At 55.6% G+C, this 16,268-nt stretch carries 18 protein-coding genes; 7 read left to right on the plus strand and 11 right to left on the minus strand.

Features of this window, described 5'->3' with window-relative positions:
• Positions 1-285: 285 nt before the first annotated feature.
• Positions 286-1,113: a translation elongation factor Ts gene (gene tsf / locus CFELI_RS08235; protein WP_277103540.1), complete on the minus strand. Its 828-nt coding sequence runs from the start codon at positions 1,111-1,113 to the stop codon at positions 286-288.
• Between the two features lie 434 nt (positions 1,114-1,547).
• A complete protein-coding gene (gene rpsB, locus CFELI_RS08240) occupies positions 1,548-2,369 on the minus strand; it encodes a 30S ribosomal protein S2 (RefSeq protein WP_277103539.1) in 822 nt (273 codons plus the stop codon).
• A 450-nt stretch (positions 2,370-2,819) separates the two neighbouring features.
• Between rpsB and CFELI_RS08245 the strand changes: the two genes are divergently transcribed.
• Positions 2,820-3,458 (plus strand): M23 family metallopeptidase, encoded by a 639-nt coding sequence (locus CFELI_RS08245; RefSeq protein ID WP_277103537.1) that lies wholly within the window; start codon positions 2,820-2,822, stop codon positions 3,456-3,458.
• Here the strand turns inward: CFELI_RS08245 and CFELI_RS08250 are convergent.
• The 7 genes from CFELI_RS08250 to lepB all read right to left on the minus strand — a co-directional run bounded on the left by CFELI_RS08250 (position 3,455) and on the right by lepB (position 9,770).
• Positions 3,455-4,408, minus strand: a complete 954-nt coding sequence (locus CFELI_RS08250; RefSeq protein ID WP_277103536.1) for a tyrosine recombinase XerC — start codon at positions 4,406-4,408, stop codon at positions 3,455-3,457. The two genes, CFELI_RS08245 and CFELI_RS08250, sit on opposite strands and share 4 nt — an antisense overlap.
• Positions 4,409-4,428: 20 nt before the next feature.
• Entirely contained in the window at positions 4,429-5,613 is a 1,185-nt protein-coding gene (gene dprA / locus CFELI_RS08255) for a DNA-processing protein DprA (protein ID WP_277103535.1), read from the minus strand.
• A complete protein-coding gene (locus tag CFELI_RS08260; protein WP_277103534.1) occupies positions 5,603-7,135 on the minus strand; it encodes a YifB family Mg chelatase-like AAA ATPase in 1,533 nt (510 codons plus the stop codon). The genes dprA and CFELI_RS08260 overlap by 11 nt, the downstream gene beginning before the upstream one ends.
• A complete protein-coding gene (locus tag CFELI_RS08265; protein ID WP_277103533.1) occupies positions 7,122-7,568 on the minus strand; it encodes a YraN family protein in 447 nt (148 codons plus the stop codon). Before CFELI_RS08265 ends, CFELI_RS08260 begins: the two co-directional genes overlap by 14 nt.
• A gap of 423 nt (positions 7,569-7,991) precedes the next feature.
• Positions 7,992-8,297, minus strand: coding sequence for a DUF2469 domain-containing protein (locus CFELI_RS08270; protein ID WP_277103532.1), 306 nt, complete (start codon positions 8,295-8,297; stop codon positions 7,992-7,994).
• Positions 8,298-8,333: 36 nt separating this feature from the next.
• Positions 8,334-8,978, minus strand: coding sequence for a ribonuclease HII (locus tag CFELI_RS08275; RefSeq protein ID WP_277103531.1), 645 nt, complete (start codon positions 8,976-8,978; stop codon positions 8,334-8,336).
• 45 nt (positions 8,979-9,023) lie between these two features.
• The gene (gene lepB, locus CFELI_RS08280) at positions 9,024-9,770 is read right to left on the minus strand and encodes a signal peptidase I (protein WP_277103617.1); all 747 of its coding nucleotides are present in this window, start codon (positions 9,768-9,770) and stop codon (positions 9,024-9,026) included.
• A 251-nt stretch (positions 9,771-10,021) separates the two neighbouring features.
• On the opposite strand from lepB, the gene CFELI_RS08285 reads away from it, so the two are divergent.
• Positions 10,022-10,573 carry a GyrI-like domain-containing protein gene (locus CFELI_RS08285; RefSeq protein ID WP_277103530.1) on the plus strand — a complete coding sequence of 184 codons (552 nt, stop codon included), beginning with the start codon at positions 10,022-10,024 and terminating at the stop codon, positions 10,571-10,573.
• A 120-nt stretch (positions 10,574-10,693) separates the two neighbouring features.
• On the opposite strand, the gene rplS is transcribed toward CFELI_RS08285, so the two are convergent.
• Complete coding sequence (gene rplS / locus CFELI_RS08290) at positions 10,694-11,035, minus strand: 50S ribosomal protein L19 (protein WP_277103529.1); 342 nt, start codon at positions 11,033-11,035, stop codon at positions 10,694-10,696.
• Positions 11,036-11,547: 512 nt separating this feature from the next.
• Here rplS and CFELI_RS08295 point away from each other — a divergent pair.
• From CFELI_RS08295 to CFELI_RS08315, 5 genes are all read left to right on the plus strand, one after another.
• Positions 11,548-12,183, plus strand: a complete 636-nt coding sequence (locus CFELI_RS08295; RefSeq protein WP_277103616.1) for a thiamine phosphate synthase — start codon at positions 11,548-11,550, stop codon at positions 12,181-12,183.
• Entirely contained in the window at positions 12,180-13,298 is a 1,119-nt protein-coding gene (gene thiO, locus CFELI_RS08300) for a glycine oxidase ThiO (RefSeq protein ID WP_277103528.1), read from the plus strand. The genes CFELI_RS08295 and thiO overlap by 4 nt, the downstream gene beginning before the upstream one ends.
• 66 nt (positions 13,299-13,364) lie before the next feature.
• Positions 13,365-13,565 (plus strand): sulfur carrier protein ThiS, encoded by a 201-nt coding sequence (thiS, locus tag CFELI_RS08305; protein WP_277103527.1) that lies wholly within the window; start codon positions 13,365-13,367, stop codon positions 13,563-13,565.
• 6 nt (positions 13,566-13,571) lie between these two features.
• On the plus strand, positions 13,572-14,327 hold the full coding sequence (locus CFELI_RS08310) for a thiazole synthase (RefSeq protein WP_277103526.1): 756 nt from the start codon (positions 13,572-13,574) through the stop codon (positions 14,325-14,327).
• On the plus strand, positions 14,318-15,298 hold the full coding sequence (locus tag CFELI_RS08315) for a ThiF family adenylyltransferase (protein WP_277103525.1): 981 nt from the start codon (positions 14,318-14,320) through the stop codon (positions 15,296-15,298). Before CFELI_RS08310 ends, CFELI_RS08315 begins: the two co-directional genes overlap by 10 nt.
• A gap of 2 nt (positions 15,299-15,300) precedes the next feature.
• Here CFELI_RS08315 and CFELI_RS08320 read toward each other — a convergent pair whose 3' ends face one another.
• Positions 15,301-16,119, minus strand: coding sequence for a glycosyltransferase (locus CFELI_RS08320; protein ID WP_277103524.1), 819 nt, complete (start codon positions 16,117-16,119; stop codon positions 15,301-15,303).
• Positions 16,120-16,268: the final 149 nt, after the last annotated feature.

Genomic DNA, 16,268 nt, shown 5'->3' on the forward strand with positions numbered 1-16,268 from the left:
AACCTGCCCACGTGCACACACGCAAACAGCAGCACGAAAAACACTTCCGATACCAAAGGGCAACAAAGATCCGTAAATCTCAAAATCAAGATTCTACCCTAAAAACCCCACACCCCACCCACCACAGCCACCCCACACAACCAAAAAGTGAGCAAAAACAACAAAATCCCCACACACCACAGCAACCACCAACGATCGCCAACGCACGCAGGGAAGAAAACCTAAAAAAGGGGAAGCAGCGCCAAAGCACCACTTCCCTTTTTTATAAAGGACCGAACACCAAAATTAGTGCTGGCCAACCTCGAAGCGAGCGAAGGAGGTGATCACAACACCAGCCTCATCCATCAGCTGCTTCACAGACTTCTTGGAATCAGCAACAGAAGCCTGCTCCAGAAGGCACACATCCTTGAAGAAACCACCCAAGCGGCCCTCAACGATCTTCGCAATAGCAGCCTCAGGCTTACCCTCAGCGCGGGTGATCTCCTCAGCCACGCGACGCTCCTTCTCCACAACCTCAGCAGGAACATCCTCGCGGGTCAGGTAAGCAGCCTTCAAAGCAGCAACCTGCATAGCAGCGTTGTGAGCAGCAGCCTTAGCAGCATCGCCCTCGCCGGTGTAAGCAACCAGGACGCCAACTGCAGGAGGCAGGTCAGCGGAGCGCTGGTGCAGGTACACAGAAACATTGTCGCCCTCAACGGTAACAGCGCGACGCAGCTCCAGCTTCTCACCAATCTTTGCAGACAGCTTCAAGATAGCCTCAGCAGCTGGCTCACCATCGACGGAAGCAGCAGCCAGCTCCTCAGCGGAGTTAGCCTTAACAGCTGCAGCAGCCTCAGCAACTTTCTGAGCGAATTCCTTGAACTCAGCGTTCTTAGCAACGAAGTCGGTCTCAGCGTTGATCTCAACCATGGTGTTGCCGGAAACAGCAATCAGACCCTCAGTTGCGTTACGCTCAGCGCGCTTACCAACATCCTTAGCACCCTTGATGCGCAGAACCTCGACAGCCTTGTCGAAATCGCCAGCGGTCTCCTCAAGAGCCTTCTTGCAGTCAAGCATGCCGGAGCCGGTGACTTCGCGGAGCTTCTTTACGTCTGCAGCAGTGTAGTTCGCCATGTGGGGGCGATCCTCCTCTGGTATAGGGGTTTGTTGAAGAAAATTTCTTAGAGTAAGAGTACTCAAATTTTGAGTATCCTGCACGGCAATGGTGAAAACAGTGGACAAAAACCACCCTGTTCAAACCCCACTGCCGCATCTCAAAGCCTATAAACTCATGTATGGCTTTTCCAGGACCGCAGCGCACACAGATCATGAGCCCGTAGTCAAAAAACGCCCCCAGCCTTAAAGTCACTCCAAGGTGAATATTGGGTGTTTTTTAAGAACGTGAGGGCGGGGTTCACATGACCACGCGCTCACATAAGCGCACGGCACGGTTGTGGTGAGAGTAAAAACATGAAACACGCACACCACCAGAAACTCTACGCACCGAGATCAAATCTCAAGTGTGAAAAGTTTCACGGCTGTGTGCGCACGCTTCACGCACAAGTTAATTACCCAGCAGCTGGTGCTTCAGCCTCAACCTCAGCAGCAACCTCAGCTGGTGCCTCAACCTTAGCGGCAACCTCAACGGTCTCGCGGTTTGCGTCGCCAGCAGCTTCCTTAGCAGCAGCCAGTGCACGCTCTTCGCGTGCCTTCTTGCCCTCGATCACTGCGTGGGAGATGACGCGAGTCAGAACGGAGATGGAACGGATTGCGTCGTCGTTGCCAGGAACTGGGAAGTTCACAACGTCTGGGTCGCAGTTGGTGTCGAGGATAGCCACAACTGGGATGTTGAGCTTGTGAGCCTCGTTAACTGCAATGTGCTCCTTGTTGGTGTCAACAACCCACAGTGCGGAAGGAACCTTGGTCATCTCAGCGATACCACCGAGGACGCGCTCCAGCTTGGTGCGCTCACGGGTCAGCATGAGGATTTCCTTCTTGGTGCGGCCGTCGTAGCCGTTCTCAGCTGCGTCCATTGCCTGCAGTTCCTTCATGCGGTGCAGACGCTTGGAAACGGTCTGGAAGTTGGTCAGCATACCGCCGAGCCAACGGTGGTTGACGTAAGGCATGCCAACGCGCTCAGCTTCAGTAGCGATTGGCTCCTGAGCCTGCTTCTTGGTGCCAACGTAGAGGATGGTGCCGCCGTGAGCAACGGTCTCCTTGACGAACTCGTAAGCCTCGTCAATGAAGGTCAGAGTCTGCTGCAGGTCGATGATGTAGATGCCGTTGCGCTCGGTGAAGATGAAGCGACGCATCTTTGGGTTCCAACGACGGGTCTGGTGGCCGAAGTGCACACCAGAATCGAGAAGCTCGCGCATGGTTACAACTGCCATGGTGCTCCCTTTCTTTATAGGCTTTTGGTTCTTACAATCGCAGGTTTTCCCTGCGTCCTAGCAATCAGCACCGGTGTACACACCACGAACAACTTTAAAAAGCAAGAAGCGTGGACCGCGTGGACAACTTCTTCGGCCCCCTATTTTTGCTTGACCGCTCCTGCGGTAGTGCTTGATAGGGGTCGTGATTGCGCGTAGTCAGTGCGCCTTTTCACCGTTACGGTGATGCAGACACACTGCCGACGAGCAATCTTAGTGCATAATGGTGAACTTTCCAAACCCTTTTATCTGCTGGTCGCACCATTTGCTTTCAGTACTTTCTTCGCCCCGATCCCAGGGTTTATCCACAGCCAAAATCACATGTGTCTCAATTATCACATCTGTCACTGCGTCCACAGCCTCAAGCGCCACCGCTAGCATCACCTTGCTGCATTACGGTGTGCTCAAACTATGTCGATCTTTACTCTCCTTCTCAACACCGGCGCGCGCACGCGAAACGATGCATTGACGCTTCGTGCTTATCGACGCTCCCTGCTACCAACCCCGTACGTTCACCGTTTCGTGGTGCTGTGTATCAGCTGCCTTATGCCTTTTGTTCTCGGTATCTCTTTCAATCAGATCGCTGTGGCAAAAGCGCACACTCTACCTGCCAGTAGCGTTGTTTCGCGCCAAGGATTTGTCGACCCTATAGCGGTTTCGCCATTTCCTTCCCGAGTTTTACGGGGTTTTAACAATCCTGACAAGCCGTGGATGCCTGGGCACCGCGGAGTTGATCTCGCCGCTACGGTTGGCGCTCCTGTTCATGCCGCTGGCAGCGGAACTGTGCATTTCGTCGGGGTGATTTTTGGAATCCCCACAATTTCCATCGCGCACCCGCAAGGCTTTCGCACCACCTATCAGCCCGTGTCGAGCACCCTTGTGGTAGGTGATGAGGTGACCGTTGGGCAACGCATCGGCACACTGAGCGCAGCACCTCGCCTCGACCCTGGTTTACAGTGGGGCGCAAAGTACGATGACGATACGTATATCAACCCCCTCGGATTGTTGGATACTCCAGTAATTAGGCTCAAGCCGTGGAAGAATCCTTAAGCCCGCGGATGTGCTTGGCGGTAGGCTTCCCTTAATCGCGCCGTTGACACATGGGTATAAATTTGGGTGGTTTGGAGTGACGAGTGGCCCAGCATTTCTTGGACTACACGTAGGTCGGCACCACCGTCGAGCATATGTGTGGCTGCTGAGTGTCGTAGCGCGTGCGGGCCTAAACCTTGAACCCCCGCCTGCGCGCCAGCCCTAGCAACTATTGAGCGGACGACGCTGGGATCGATGCGTCCACCCCGTGAGCCTAGGAAAAACGCATCGGTGGTTTTCTTAAGCAATGCCGCTCGCCCACTATCGCGCCACATCAGTAGCGCATCAGCACAGGTGGGCCCGAAAGGAACAACGCGTTGTTTATCGCCTTTACCTGTGACTTTGACTTGGTTACGGGAAAAATCAAAATCGTTGAGGTTCGTGCCACACAGTTCCGATACACGCATCCCCGTGGCATAGAGAAGTTCAAGGATGGCACAGTCACGGAGGAATTCTGGTTCACGCGTGGCAGCCGAGCTTTCCATCACCTGTGCCGCACTAGTGGCGGTGAGCACCTTTGGTAAGCTGCGCCCAGCCTTGGGCGTTTGCAGTTTCGCGGCTACATCACGATCGATGAATCCTTGTTTAACACACCACGTGGAGAATGTGCGCACCGCTGCGCCACGTCGCGCGAGTGTGGCGCGGGTTTTACCCGCATCAACAGTATGCGCAAGCCAGGCGCGGAGGTTTGTCAACGTGAAGTCAGCGAAGGTTGGTGTGGGGGTTTGAGTGTGAAGGTACGACACGAGATCGTTGAGATCAGCGCGGTAGCCTTTGACAGTGGCTGGGGATCGACCGACCACTAAGGTGAGGTGTTCGGCGAAGTCGTTAATGGCTTCGCCGATGGGGTTAGGCCCACACGACGATAGTTCAGCTTGGTGTGATGCGTGCGTGTGGTGCCTTGGAGTCATGGTTCTAGGTTAGCGGGCGATCAGTAACCTTTGAAGTTAGGGTGCCTGACCCAGTTGGTGCGCTGTCGTTGAATCAGTGCTTTGCGTTCGAGCTCGAGGAGTAGGTGCATGGTGAGCCCAACGGTGAGCCCTGCGTTTTCCGCGATGGTTGTTGCGCTTTGGGGTTGGGCGCAAAGCGCATCGAAGACTCGCATTTCGTTACGACTAAGTTTTTGAATTGGGTTTGCCGCAAAGTCGAGTTCGTACTGGGCATCTACATCGATTTCACCAACGGCGGACAGCAGTGCCCTGATTTCGTCGGCGGAGCAGACCATCTGGGCGTCACCGTCACGAATTTTTGCAAGGCAGCCAAAGGAGTTGGTGTCGGTGATAGGCCCTGGTACAGCCATGGCGACTTTTCCTAATCCGGCAGCCCAGCTGAGCGTGTTGAGCGCACCGGACCGCCACGCTGCTTGGGTTACAACCGTGCCTAGGCTTAGTGCTGCGCTGAGTCGATTGCGGGTAAGAAATCGGTGGCGTTGGGGATTAACACCGGGTGGGTATTCGGTCACGAGGGCTGAATGGGTGCTAGTGCCAATAGTGCGGAACAGGCGAGTATTCGCCGATGGGTAGGTTCGGTCAAGCCCACATGCTTGAACAACGATGGTGCTTCCGCCTTGGGCGAGTGCTTCTTCATGCGCCACGGTATCCACCCCAAGGGCACCACCGGATACGATTGTCCACGAATGTTGGACGAGCCCACGGGTCAGTAAAGCTGTGGCGTTGCGCCCATAGTTGCTTAATGCACGTGTTCCTACGATGGTCACAGCTTGGGCTGTCAAAGGTCGTAGCGGTGCACCTTTCACCCATAAAACATGTGGCGCAATGGCATCTGATTGGTAGCTGCGGATATGTTCGCTCATTCCGCTGGCGGCAAAACTGAACGCGCTATCAAGGGCTTCGCTGGGCCATTCGGCGTCGTCGGGTGTGATCATGCGCCCACCAAGTGCTGCTACATCATCGAGGTCTTGTGCCGCCCGATTCCAGTCGTAGCGGCTGGCGGTTTCGGCGAGGAGATCACCGATCCACGGTTCGCGTTTTTTCACTGCGGTGGCAATTGCCTCCACCTCTTTTCCACTGGCCAGAAGTGTCGAAAGTGTGCGGCTGGGTCCTTCGATGGCGCGGGAGAGATAGGCCCATGCTAGTCGCCTTTCATCATGCGGCATGGGTCACCTCCGGCCACGCGGCGGAGCGCAATTCTACGGCGCGAGCGACATGGTCCACTGTTGGAGTTGTGAGATCTTCAAGGTCGCACAAGGTCCAGGCTAGTTTCAGGGCGCGGTCAACTCCCCGCTGGGTGATATCCCCGCTGGCAAGGAAGTATTCCAGCATCGCCATTCCTTCCGCATCGGCGGGGTATCGTTTACGCACTTCGCAAGGATCCATAGCGGCTGTGGTGATATCCCCGTATCCGCCTGTACGCCACCGGTGACGTGCCCGATCGCGTGCATGTGCTACACGCTGTGCGATGGTGGCGGAGCTTTCGCCCGCGGCTGTGCTGAGACCTCCTCGGGCGTGCGTGTGTGCGAAAATATCGATGCGATCTTTCAAAGGGCCAGAAATGTTATTCAGGTAGTTTGCGCGCACGCTCGCAGGGCAGCTACAGGCGCTAGGTTCTTCCGCAGCGCAGCGGCATGGGTTTGCCGCGAGAACAAGTAGGAATCGGGTAGGGAATTCGACGGTGCGTTGATTGCGCACAAGGCGTACGGAGCCTTGCTCCATGGGGATGCGTAATACGTCGAGTACTCGGGCTGGTATCTCTGATACTTCGTCTAGAAACAGCACACCGTTGTGGGCGAGACTTACCGCACCGGGTTTGGGGTTGCCTGATCCCCCACCTAAAAGCCCTGCGGGGGAAATGGAATGGTGGGGTGCTACAAATGGGGGCTGGTTTGGGTGATGTTTGTCGCTGCGCCCAGCAATGGAGTGGACAACAGTGGTTTCGATTCGCTCCCGTTGGTTCAGTTGCGGTAGCAGGGTGGGGATGCGTTCGGCAATCATGGATTTTCCGCTTCCGCGAGGGCCGATGAGAAAGAGGTTATGCCCGCCGGCGGCTGCGACTTCGGCAGCGAATTTGGCGTGTTCTTGTCCGGCGATTTGATCCATGTCGATCCGCCGCGTGTTGGCGTGTTGCTCAGCGCTTAGTGCTTGTGGTCGTTCAAGGATGCGGTCGCCGTTGATCCACTCCATTACTTCTTCCACGCTCGTAGCGACAAACACATCGACGCCCGCTGCTAGCGCTGCTTCCGCCGCGTTTCCTGGGGGTACTACTACTGCGGTGACGTTGTGGTTACCGGCTTCAAGCAACGCTGCGAGCACGCCGGGGACTTCCCTTAATTGTCCATCCAGTCCAATCTCCCCGAGAAACAGGATGTTTTTGACTGAATCAATGATGCGGGCGTTAGTAGTTGCGGCACACAAGATTGCTACGGCAATGGCGAGGTCGAAATGTGTGCCTGATTTTGGGAGATTACCGGGCACGAGGCTGACAATGACTTTTGTTTTAGGCCAGTCCAATCCACTGTTGTGGGCTGCGGTTTTGATTCTATCTTTCGCTTCAGTCACCGCTGCTGAAGCCATGCCGACGATATAGGTGCCGGGCAAACCCGGCCCAATATTTGCTTCGACGTGCACGAGGGTGGCGCTGACGCCTTCGAATGCCACGCTGAGTGTTTTAGCGAGCGCCACGATCCACCTCCTGATACCAGGTGAGCTCGGCTTGCTTGAGGGTGCGGGCGAGGATGATGATGGCGTCGAAACGCACGGTCACCCTGGGTTTTCCGCGAAGCCACACGTACGCGGCTTTGCGCATGCGGTTGAATTTGGCAGGGTCGATTGCGTCGGCGGCACCGTAGGAGTCGTCGCGGCGGGTTTTGACCTCGACAAAGGCAAGGGTGTTGGTGTTCGGGATGGCGGCGATGATGTCGATTTCACCGGCCACGTTGCGCACGTTGCGTTCGATGATTGTGTATCCGTGGCGTTGAAGGAAGCGTGCGGCTGCTTCTTCGCCACGGCGCCCGAGCTCGTGGGCATCGAGCTGGAGTGCATCGTTGTGGGGGTCGGGTTGTGGTTGCCAGGTGTCTGTGTGGCGGTTGTGGGTGCTCAAGATGGGTGCGGGCATGGTGATTGCACGCCTTCCTTTCCGTGTGCGTGAGGGGGTTGACGCATGTGCACGAAAATGTGGAGGCTGTGATCGCATCCCTTGATCTTGAGGCTACCGTGATGAGGTGTGTCGATGCTGTTGTGGGCGCATTTGTGGTACCGCTTGTGGAATTTGCTTTTCGACGCCGGTCACTGACCAGCTGTTTTGGCTGGGGTTCGCACGTTTAGAGGGGAAATATTTTAATGGCTACTTTTATGGTTGCGCAAGGCGAACGCAGACCGCCTGTGGAATTCCCTAGTGCCGAGGATTTTGTTCCGCGAAATGTGGGGAGTTGTGCAATGCACACAACCCCGAAAGTGTCGCACCCTTTTCCTGGGGCTTCACACTCGCGGGGTTGAAGTTCACACATGTTCCACCGCGTGGACGGTGGCACGGGGTGTTTTAGTCGGGGATGACAAATTCTGGTTTGTCGAGTTCTTCGATATTGACATCTTTGTAGGTGATGACACGGACGAAGCGTACGAAGCGTACGGCTCGGTACATGTCCCACACCCATGCATCGGACATGCGGACTTCGTAGTACACGTCGTTGCCTTCGGTGTGTGGGATCAGTTCCACGGCGTTGGCGAGATAGAACCGGCGCTCGGTTTCCACCACATAGGAGAATTGGCTGACCACGTCCCGGTATTCCCGGTACAGTGCCAATTCGACTTCGGCTTCGTAGTTTTCCAGTTCGTCAGCGCTCATTGGAGTCCTCCCCCATCTGATACGTATTGGGTCTTGTTAGTGTCGGGCGTGCAAGTATTCGTCGTGTGCTGCAGCCACATTTGCATAACTATATCGATGGACAGGGCTTGCGCCGTAAAGGCGCACCGCGTCCATGTGAATCTTTGTGCCATATCCTTTATGCCCGTTGAAGCCGTAGCTGGGATATTTCTCGTGGTATTCGTCCATAATTTCATCCCGCGAGTGCTTAGCGAGCACGCTGGCGGCGGCGATGCATCGTACTATCGCGTCCCCACCAATCATGGGAAGGGAGGGGGTGGCAAAACCTGGCACTTTCATTGCATCGGTGAGGATGTAGTGGGGTTGGATTTCGAGTTGGGCGACGGCGCGGCGCATCCCGGAGATGTTCGCGTGTTGGATTCCCCAGCTGTCGATCTCACCGGCGTCGATGTGCACGATGGACCACGCACGTGCGTGTTTTTGGATGAGTGGGAAAAGTTCGGCGCGGGTTTTGGCGCTGAGCTTTTTCGAATCGGTGAGCGCTGCTAGATCTTTGATGGGTTCGACCGGCAGGATGCAGGCGGCGATGCTAATAGGGCCGGCGCAGCTGCCACGCCCTGCTTCATCGACACCTGCTACGGGCCCTAAACCTGCTTTGTCCAGCGCTACTTCATAGGTTCGGTGGTGTTTGAGTTTGCGCACTCGTCAGTATTTCCGTGGATGTGTGGAAGGTTTCTTCCTGAGCTACTAGTGCTGGATTTCTGGGTCGTCGACGAGGCCCATGCGGTTGAATGGGAAGACGATGGCGGAGACTTTACCGCGAACGTTTTCCAGCGGGATGGTGCCTTGGGTGTCATCGCCGAGGTGGTAGCGGGAATCGGAGGAGTTGGTGCGGTTGTCGCCCATCATGAACAGGTGTTTATCGGGCACGGTGATGGGGCCGAAGTAGTCACCACCACAGGCTTGGGAGCCGGTGGCTTCGTTAATGGGGTATTGGAAGGGGCTTAAGGTGAAGGAGTCGTCGACCTTTGAGCCATCAACCATGATCCCTTCGTCGCCTGGCAGGCATTGGACAGTTTGCCCGCCGGTAGCCACGATGCGCTTGACAAGGTTGTTTTCGTCAGGTGCGACGACGCCGACGAAGGATCCGATATTTTGCACCCCGCGCAATAGTGGGTTGGCGGAGCGCTGTGATACTACTCCCCTGTTCCAGGATTCGGTGCCTTCAAAGACGATGACATCGCCGGGCTTTGGGTCGGAGAACCGGTAGGTAATTTTTTCGACCAAAATGCGGTCACCGATACAGCCGGAGCATCCGTGCAGGGTGGGCTCCATGGATTGGGAAGGGATCATGTAGATCCGGCCCACGAATGCTTGAAGCAAGCCGACAACGATGAGGGTGACAAGTACTGCGACGGGAATTTCCACGTACCAGGGTGCTTGTTTCTTTTCTTTTTTCTTTTTCCCAAAATCTTTCGCATCCTGCGCGGGCACATCTTGTGATGCGTGGGCACGCGAGTGTGCGTTGTCGTTTGCGTCAAAACTGTCCTGTTGATTCACAACCACTGAGCTTAGCAGTTTTGTGCGCCGAAAATCTTCAGCCCAGCGCCCCCTGTTGCTTTCGTTGTCACTATAATGGGGCGAAAGTTTCTCGGCCAACTTGTTCTTATGGTGTCGTCTGTTTGTGGTGCGGGGATGAGTGAAGGTTGACGAATACCTGTGTTTTCTTAGAAAGGTAGTGTGTGATGGTTTCGTTGAATTTTTCGTCGGTTCCGCAGCGTTTTTTCGTCGGCAAGCGTGCGTTGTTAGATCACGATGCGATGATGAAGTTTTTTGATACTGCTTTTGCCGATGCCGCTGCGGTCATGGCGGCGGCTGAGGCGGATTTGGGTGCGTCGGCTTCGTACTATTTCCCCGCAGCTGCTGAGCTTTTCGACGTCTTCAGTGGTTTCGAAATTCCCGAACACAAGCTTGATGATGTATTGGATAGGGCCGCCACGGTGGATGTTGAGGTGTATGAATTCACCCCGGGCGAAGTGGCCTCTTGGACTTATGAGGGTAGTTACGACGGTTTGGGTCAGGCGTGGGAAGAATTCCAACAGGCAGTGTCACAGCATTTCGCTAAGAACGGTGCATCGACCCCGCAACATAGGTTGTCGTGGGAGAACTATGTGTCGATGCCTACGGAGGATAATCCTGAAGCACCAACACTGACGGAGCTGAATTGGGCTTTGGACGAGACGAATCCCAAGAAGGTGTCGGCTGATTCGCCCGAGGTGGAAGCAGCTGGGGATTAGGAGCGCTCCAACGGGCGGCGCCGCCTTAAAAAACAGAGAAAAACACCCAGCGTTGTCTTTGTATCAAAACAAAGATAACGCTGGGTGTGTGCGCTTACGCGCGGAACAAGTGAAACGCTATTAGCGCTTTTCCTTGATCTTGGCAGCCTTACCGCGCAGGTCGCGCAGGTAGTACAGCTTGGCACGACGGACCTTACCGCGGCTCACAACCTCAATCTTTTCGATGTTAGGGGTGTGAACTGGGAAGGTACGCTCAACACCGATGCCGAAGGAAACCTTGCGGACGGTGAAGGTCTCGCGGATGCCGCCACCCTGGCGACGGATGACAACACCCTTGAACACCTGGATACGAGACTTGGAACCCTCGATAACCTTAACGTGAACGTTCAGGGTATCGCCTGGGAAGAAAGCTGGGATGTCGTCGCGCAAAGATGCTGCATCGACCTTGTCAAGAAGGTTCATGTGAAAACCAAATCCTTTACTTTTAGGAAAGAGGAACCTAGCGGCATCTCCCTAGCTTTTTTCAGGGCGCTTCGTGCTGGTTCATATCCACTACATATGTGCGAAGGCTGGCAAGATGCCAGACAACCATGGCATTATCGCACGAAACTGCTGAGTTTTTCAACTTTTACTACTCGTGCTCAGCATGTATTTCCTTCACCTTGCCCACTCCCCTGTTCGCATGTGTGCTTCCCGCCCCCGTGCTTGCCCCATTGTTTGCACAGCTGGTGCGCACTGACTTACTCTTTTACGTGAGTCTAATCTGGTTGGGTTTTATAGGTATCTGCCCAGCTGGTTGTGGCTAAATCCTTTTCATTTTTAACTCCACGGGTGCCCCGGAATAGCAAAAGCGGGGCTGAGATCTGTATCAAGCGCTGGTGCTGCGCGTCAGAGACCGTCCGAACCTGCCCCAGTGTTGTGCTGGGCGAAGGAAGCGAGAGTGTGTGACTACAACTACCTCATCCCACTTTTCGATGCGCCGTCGCGCTGGTGATGTGTTGGATCTTTCTACCTATCTTGTTACTGGGGAAAACCCTTTTGAAACGGTACGTCACGCGCAGCATGCAACGTGTATTCAGGTGCGTTCGAAGCCGATTGAGGTGCGTGATCTGTATCAGCTTTCCTGCGCTATCGCTGAGGTTATTCGCCCCGATCAGCTCTTGCTTATCGACGACCGCGTCGATGTTGCCCTCGCGTTGCGCGCCCGCGGGATCAGGGTTGATGGTGTACATCTTGGGCAAACCGACTTGCCAGTTCATGACGCACGCGCCCTGTTAGGCCCTGATGCGATTATTGGTTTGACTACCGGCACGCGCGAGTTGGTGGAAAAAGCCAATGATCTCGCGGATGTGATTGATTATATTGGTGCAGGCCCGTTCCGTCCCTCCCCAACAAAGGTGTCAAACAGGCCGCCTTTAGGAATTGAAGGTATGCGTCAGCTGGTGGAACTGTCAAAGGTTCCAGTTGTTGCCATCGGGGATATTTGGCCAAAAGATGCGCCCGCATTGTTCGAAACCGGTGTCAGTGGAATTGCGATGGTGCGTGCCTTTGTGGACAATCCCGGTTTGTGCATTACGCCTTCGAGCGAAAATGGTGGTGGCAACGCATGAGCGTGACACACAGTGCTGTGAGTGGGACGGCTGGTGGCGACGTCGATACGCACGATCGCCCTATCAATGTTGCAGGGGCGGGCATTATTGGTCTTGCCACCGCTTTTGAGCTTGTGCAGCGGGGCAAGAAGGTGCGTATCTTCGACCCCGCCCCCGGATTGCGTGGCGATTCGGCGAGTTTTTTCGCCGGCGGGATGCTTGCTCCCATGGCGGAGGTACAGTTTCAGCAAGATGACCTGTTTCCGCTGATGGGCAAAAGCGCTGAGCTTTATCCTGATTTTTTGCGCCGGATTTCTCAATGCACCTCGCTGCCGACTGGCTACGATCGCACCGGGACTCTAATTGTGGCGGCGGATCGGGCGGACGCGCAGCATTTGGGTGATATTTCTGGCTACTACCAGTCCGCCCAGCGCCCCACGCACCGACTCACGCTGCGCCAAGCACGCGCGTTGGAGCCTGGGCTTGCTCCCGCTTTAGCTGGTTGCGTGCATATCCCTTCGGATCATCAGGTACATCCGCGGTTGTTGCTGCGTGCGCTCATGGATGCGCTTCGTGCGCAGGGTGCACAGTTTATTCACAGCCGGATTGAGGATTACCGCTTGCCTTCGGGCGAGCAGGTACGCGGTGATGTTGTGTGCACCGGCTTGGGTGATGCGCACCGTTTCCCGCTACGACCAGTCTTGGGCGATATTATTCGCCTGAAGGCGCCGCGGTCGATTGTGCGCCATGTTGTGCGTGGTTTTGTCCAGGATCGGCCAGTGTATATCATTCCGCGCCCGGATGGGGAGATTGCCATTGGGGCGACCTCTAGGGAGGATAAGCGCAGGCTTCCGAGTGTCGATGGTGTGTATCAGTTGCTCCGGGATGCGATTGCGATTGTGCCGGGACTAGAGGAAGCAGAGATTATGGAAATTTCTGTAGGTGCTCGCCCTGGTACGCCGGATGATCTGCCTATTTTTGGGTGGGTTGATGGACAGTTGGTGTCGAATGGGTATTTCCGGCATGGGATTTTGCTGGCGGCGCTGGCCGGATATGCCGGCGCTGAGGCGTTGTGCACGGGTGAGATTGTGCCCGAGTTTAGCCCTTGCGATCCGGGGCGTTTCGGCACGAGCTAATTGTGTGTTCGGTACATTTTGCGCGTTGGTGCGTGGGTATTTGTAGTGAAAGGAAAACCAAAAATCATGAAAACAATTGTGTACAATGAATCTTCGTGTGTTACGAGTGCTACGACGGTGGCGCAGCTTGTTGTCGAGAAGGTGGGGTCGGTCAATGGCGTCGCCGTTGCCCGCAATAGCACGGTTGTCCCCCGCTCTTTGTGGGAGGAAACGCCAGTAGACGATGGCGACTGTTTTGATGTGCTCAGCGCTGTGCAGGGAGGTTAGAAGAGTATGCAGATTGCCGACAAGGTTTTTTCTTCTCGCCTAATCATGGGCTCGGGCGGGACGACGAGTTTCGACATGCTAGAAAAAGCGCTGGTTGCTTCCGGTACGGAGATGACCACAGTGGCGATGCGCCGCCATGCATCAGGTACTCCTATTTTCCCCCTGCTGGAAAAACTCGGCATTGCGCCGCTGCCCAATACTGCGGGATGTCGTACTGCCCGCGATGCTGTGCTCACCGCCCAGTTAGCTAGGGAGGCACTGGGCACGAATTGGGTGAAGGTGGAAGTAATTGCTGATGAGCACACCCTTTTGCCGGATGTGATCGAACTCGTTGATGCCTGTGAGCAGCTGGTACTCGATGGGTTTGTGGTGTTGGCTTATACCTCGGATGATCCGGTCACGGCTCAGCGTTTGGAGGATGTGGGCGTGAGCGCCGTGATGCCTTTGGGCTCACCGATCGGCACGGGTTTGGGTATTTTGAATCCGCATAATATTGAGCTGATTTGTTCCCGCGCCCAAGTGCCGGTGTTGTTGGATGCTGGGGTGGGTACGGCATCGGATGCAGCTATGGCTATGGAGCTGGGTTGTGACGGTGTGTTGTTGGCTTCGGCGGTCAATCGTGCCCAGGATCCAGTCGCGATGGCGCGGGCGATGAAGTGCGCGGTTGAGGCTGGTTTTTTGGCGCGGTCGGCGGGTCGGATTCCCAAGCGTGAACATGCCCATGCTTCTTCCCCGAAGGAGGGGTTAGTGTCGTGGATGTAGCAGGTTTTTCTGAGCGAGATCGCACGCACCGCCAGCGCTTGTTGCCGGGTTTCGATCAGGATCGTGTTGCGGCCGGTCGGGTGCTGGTGGTGGGTGCTGGGGGTTTGGGCTGCCCGGTGGTGCAGGCCTTGGCGGCTGCTGGAGTGGGGTTTATTCAGCTGGTTGATCCTGATGTGGTGAGTTGGTCCAATTTGCAGCGCCAGGTGTTGTTTTCGGCTGCTGATGTCAACTCCCCGAAGGTTGCGGTGGCTGCTGACAAGGCGCGGGGTTTGCAGCCTAGTATCACGGTGGAGCCTATCCAGGAATTTTTTGATGCGACCACGGCTTTTTCCCTGCTTGATGGGGTGGATGTGGTAGTGGATTGTACGGATTCTTTTGCGGCGAAGTATGTGGTTGCTGATGCCTGTGAGATCACTGCTACCCCGCTGGTGTGGGGTACGGTGTTGCGTTTTGAAGGCCAGCTGAGCCTGTTTCATCGTGGCGCGCATTTGCGGGATGTTTTTCCTACGCTGCCTGATGTGCGGGAGGATTGCGCAACCGCTGGGGTGTTGGGGGCGACAACTGCGGTGGTGGGGTCGTTGATGGCGACGGAGGTGTTGAAGTTTTTTTCTGGTTTGCCCACGATTGAGGGCATGCTTGTGCGTTACGACGCCTTAACGGGTTCGTGTTCTCGTTTCGGCGTGCTGCGTGATCCGGCCCGCAATCCAGCTGTGAATCTGGATGCCCATCGCATTCCTGATGTGCGGGTGGATGTGCGGGAATTGGAGGAGCGCAACAGCCAGCTCAAGTGTGCTGATTCTGTGCACTTGCCCTTATCAACGCTGACGCACACACAGGTGGAAGAATTGTGTGCAACGTATCGCGGGTGCACGGTGGGCGTGTTTTGCGCTTCGGGTTTTCGCGCGGCACAGTTTGTGCGCCAGTGGGCGGATGTGGCCCGTTCCTTCGATGTGGTGTTGAAGGTGCTGTAGGGCTATTTTTTGTGGAAGAGAATCCCGTAGGCTTTTTTCAATACTTGTTGTGGCAGTAGCCGGTAGGTGCTGCGGATGATGAAGTTGGCTACGGCGCGGGGTTTGCTGATGATTCCGTAGCGCACGAGGTTGGTTTGCATGGTTTTTTCGCTGCGCCACATACCTTTGCTGGTGCGCCGTGCAAATTGTGCGTCGCTGACTCTTAAGTATGTGAGTGCTTCAGCGATGTTGTGAAAGCGACTTCCGCCTGCGAGCATGCGGGCAAACAGGTCGTAGTCTTCCATGAAGTGAACATCACGGTAGCCGCCTGCTTGTTTGACGGCGCGAACGCGCATCATCACGCTGGGGTGGTTGATGGGATTGTTGATTTTCATGTAGCGGGCAATCCCGTCGTGGGTTTCCGGCAGTGCCCGGATGGTGGTGCTATCGCCCGGTTGGTCTGTGAATTCGGCTACTGCGCTGCCGACGACGTCGAGTTCGGGGCGGGTTTCAAAGAGTGCAAGTTGGGTTTCGAAGCGGTGTGGTGCGGCAATGTCGTCGGTATCGAGGCGGGCGACGAATTCTGTGTCAATGTGTTGTAGTCCTGCGCGTAGTGCTGCGCCCAGACCTTGATTGGTGGCTAGTCGTATGCGTCGGCTGGTGGGGTTGTCGGCGATGTGCTGGTTGAGGACTTGTTCGAGCGCGTTTGTCAGCGGCCCGTCTTCGACGATGATGATGCTATCGGCGGGGCGGGTTTGGTTAACTAGTGAGGTTAGTGCTTGGTTGAGTTCGTGCGGGTCACTGTGTTGGTACACACTGATCAGGGCGCAAAGGGTGCTCAATGTTTTCCTTCTTTGAACAAGGTTGGGTGTGCGGTGCTCACACTAGGTTAGCGAAAGTTCGTAGGCTGTTCCAAGATTGTGTTTATGCGTATCGACGCCACCTTCCTGTCTTCCTGTACCGGGCAAGAATCCTTGAGCAAGGTGTGCGT

It is taken from the genome of Corynebacterium felinum (genome assembly GCF_030408755.1).
Taxonomy (GTDB): Bacteria; Actinomycetota; Actinomycetes; order Mycobacteriales; family Mycobacteriaceae; genus Corynebacterium; species Corynebacterium felinum.

Bases quoted from the DNA above. Each gene is read 5' to 3' on its own strand.
- tsf (WP_277103540.1), bottom strand. From the start codon at position 1,113: ATGGCGAACTACACTGCTGCAGACGTAAAGAAGCTCCGCGAAGTCACC.
- rpsB (WP_277103539.1), bottom strand. From the start codon at position 2,369: ATGGCAGTTGTAACCATGCGCGAGCTTCTCGATTCTGGTGTGCACTTC.
- CFELI_RS08245 (WP_277103537.1), top strand. From the start codon at position 2,820: ATGTCGATCTTTACTCTCCTTCTCAACACCGGCGCGCGCACGCGAAAC.
- CFELI_RS08250 (WP_277103536.1), bottom strand. From the start codon at position 4,408: ATGACTCCAAGGCACCACACGCACGCATCACACCAAGCTGAACTATCG.
- dprA (WP_277103535.1), bottom strand. From the start codon at position 5,613: ATGCCGCATGATGAAAGGCGACTAGCATGGGCCTATCTCTCCCGCGCC.
- CFELI_RS08265 (WP_277103533.1), bottom strand. From the start codon at position 7,568: ATGCCCGCACCCATCTTGAGCACCCACAACCGCCACACAGACACCTGG.
- CFELI_RS08270 (WP_277103532.1), bottom strand. From the start codon at position 8,297: ATGAGCGCTGACGAACTGGAAAACTACGAAGCCGAAGTCGAATTGGCA.
- CFELI_RS08285 (WP_277103530.1), top strand. From the start codon at position 10,022: ATGGTTTCGTTGAATTTTTCGTCGGTTCCGCAGCGTTTTTTCGTCGGC.
- rplS (WP_277103529.1), bottom strand. From the start codon at position 11,035: ATGAACCTTCTTGACAAGGTCGATGCAGCATCTTTGCGCGACGACATC.
- CFELI_RS08295 (WP_277103616.1), top strand. From the start codon at position 11,548: ATGCGCCGTCGCGCTGGTGATGTGTTGGATCTTTCTACCTATCTTGTT.
- thiO (WP_277103528.1), top strand. From the start codon at position 12,180: ATGAGCGTGACACACAGTGCTGTGAGTGGGACGGCTGGTGGCGACGTC.
- thiS (WP_277103527.1), top strand. From the start codon at position 13,365: ATGAAAACAATTGTGTACAATGAATCTTCGTGTGTTACGAGTGCTACG.
- CFELI_RS08310 (WP_277103526.1), top strand. From the start codon at position 13,572: ATGCAGATTGCCGACAAGGTTTTTTCTTCTCGCCTAATCATGGGCTCG.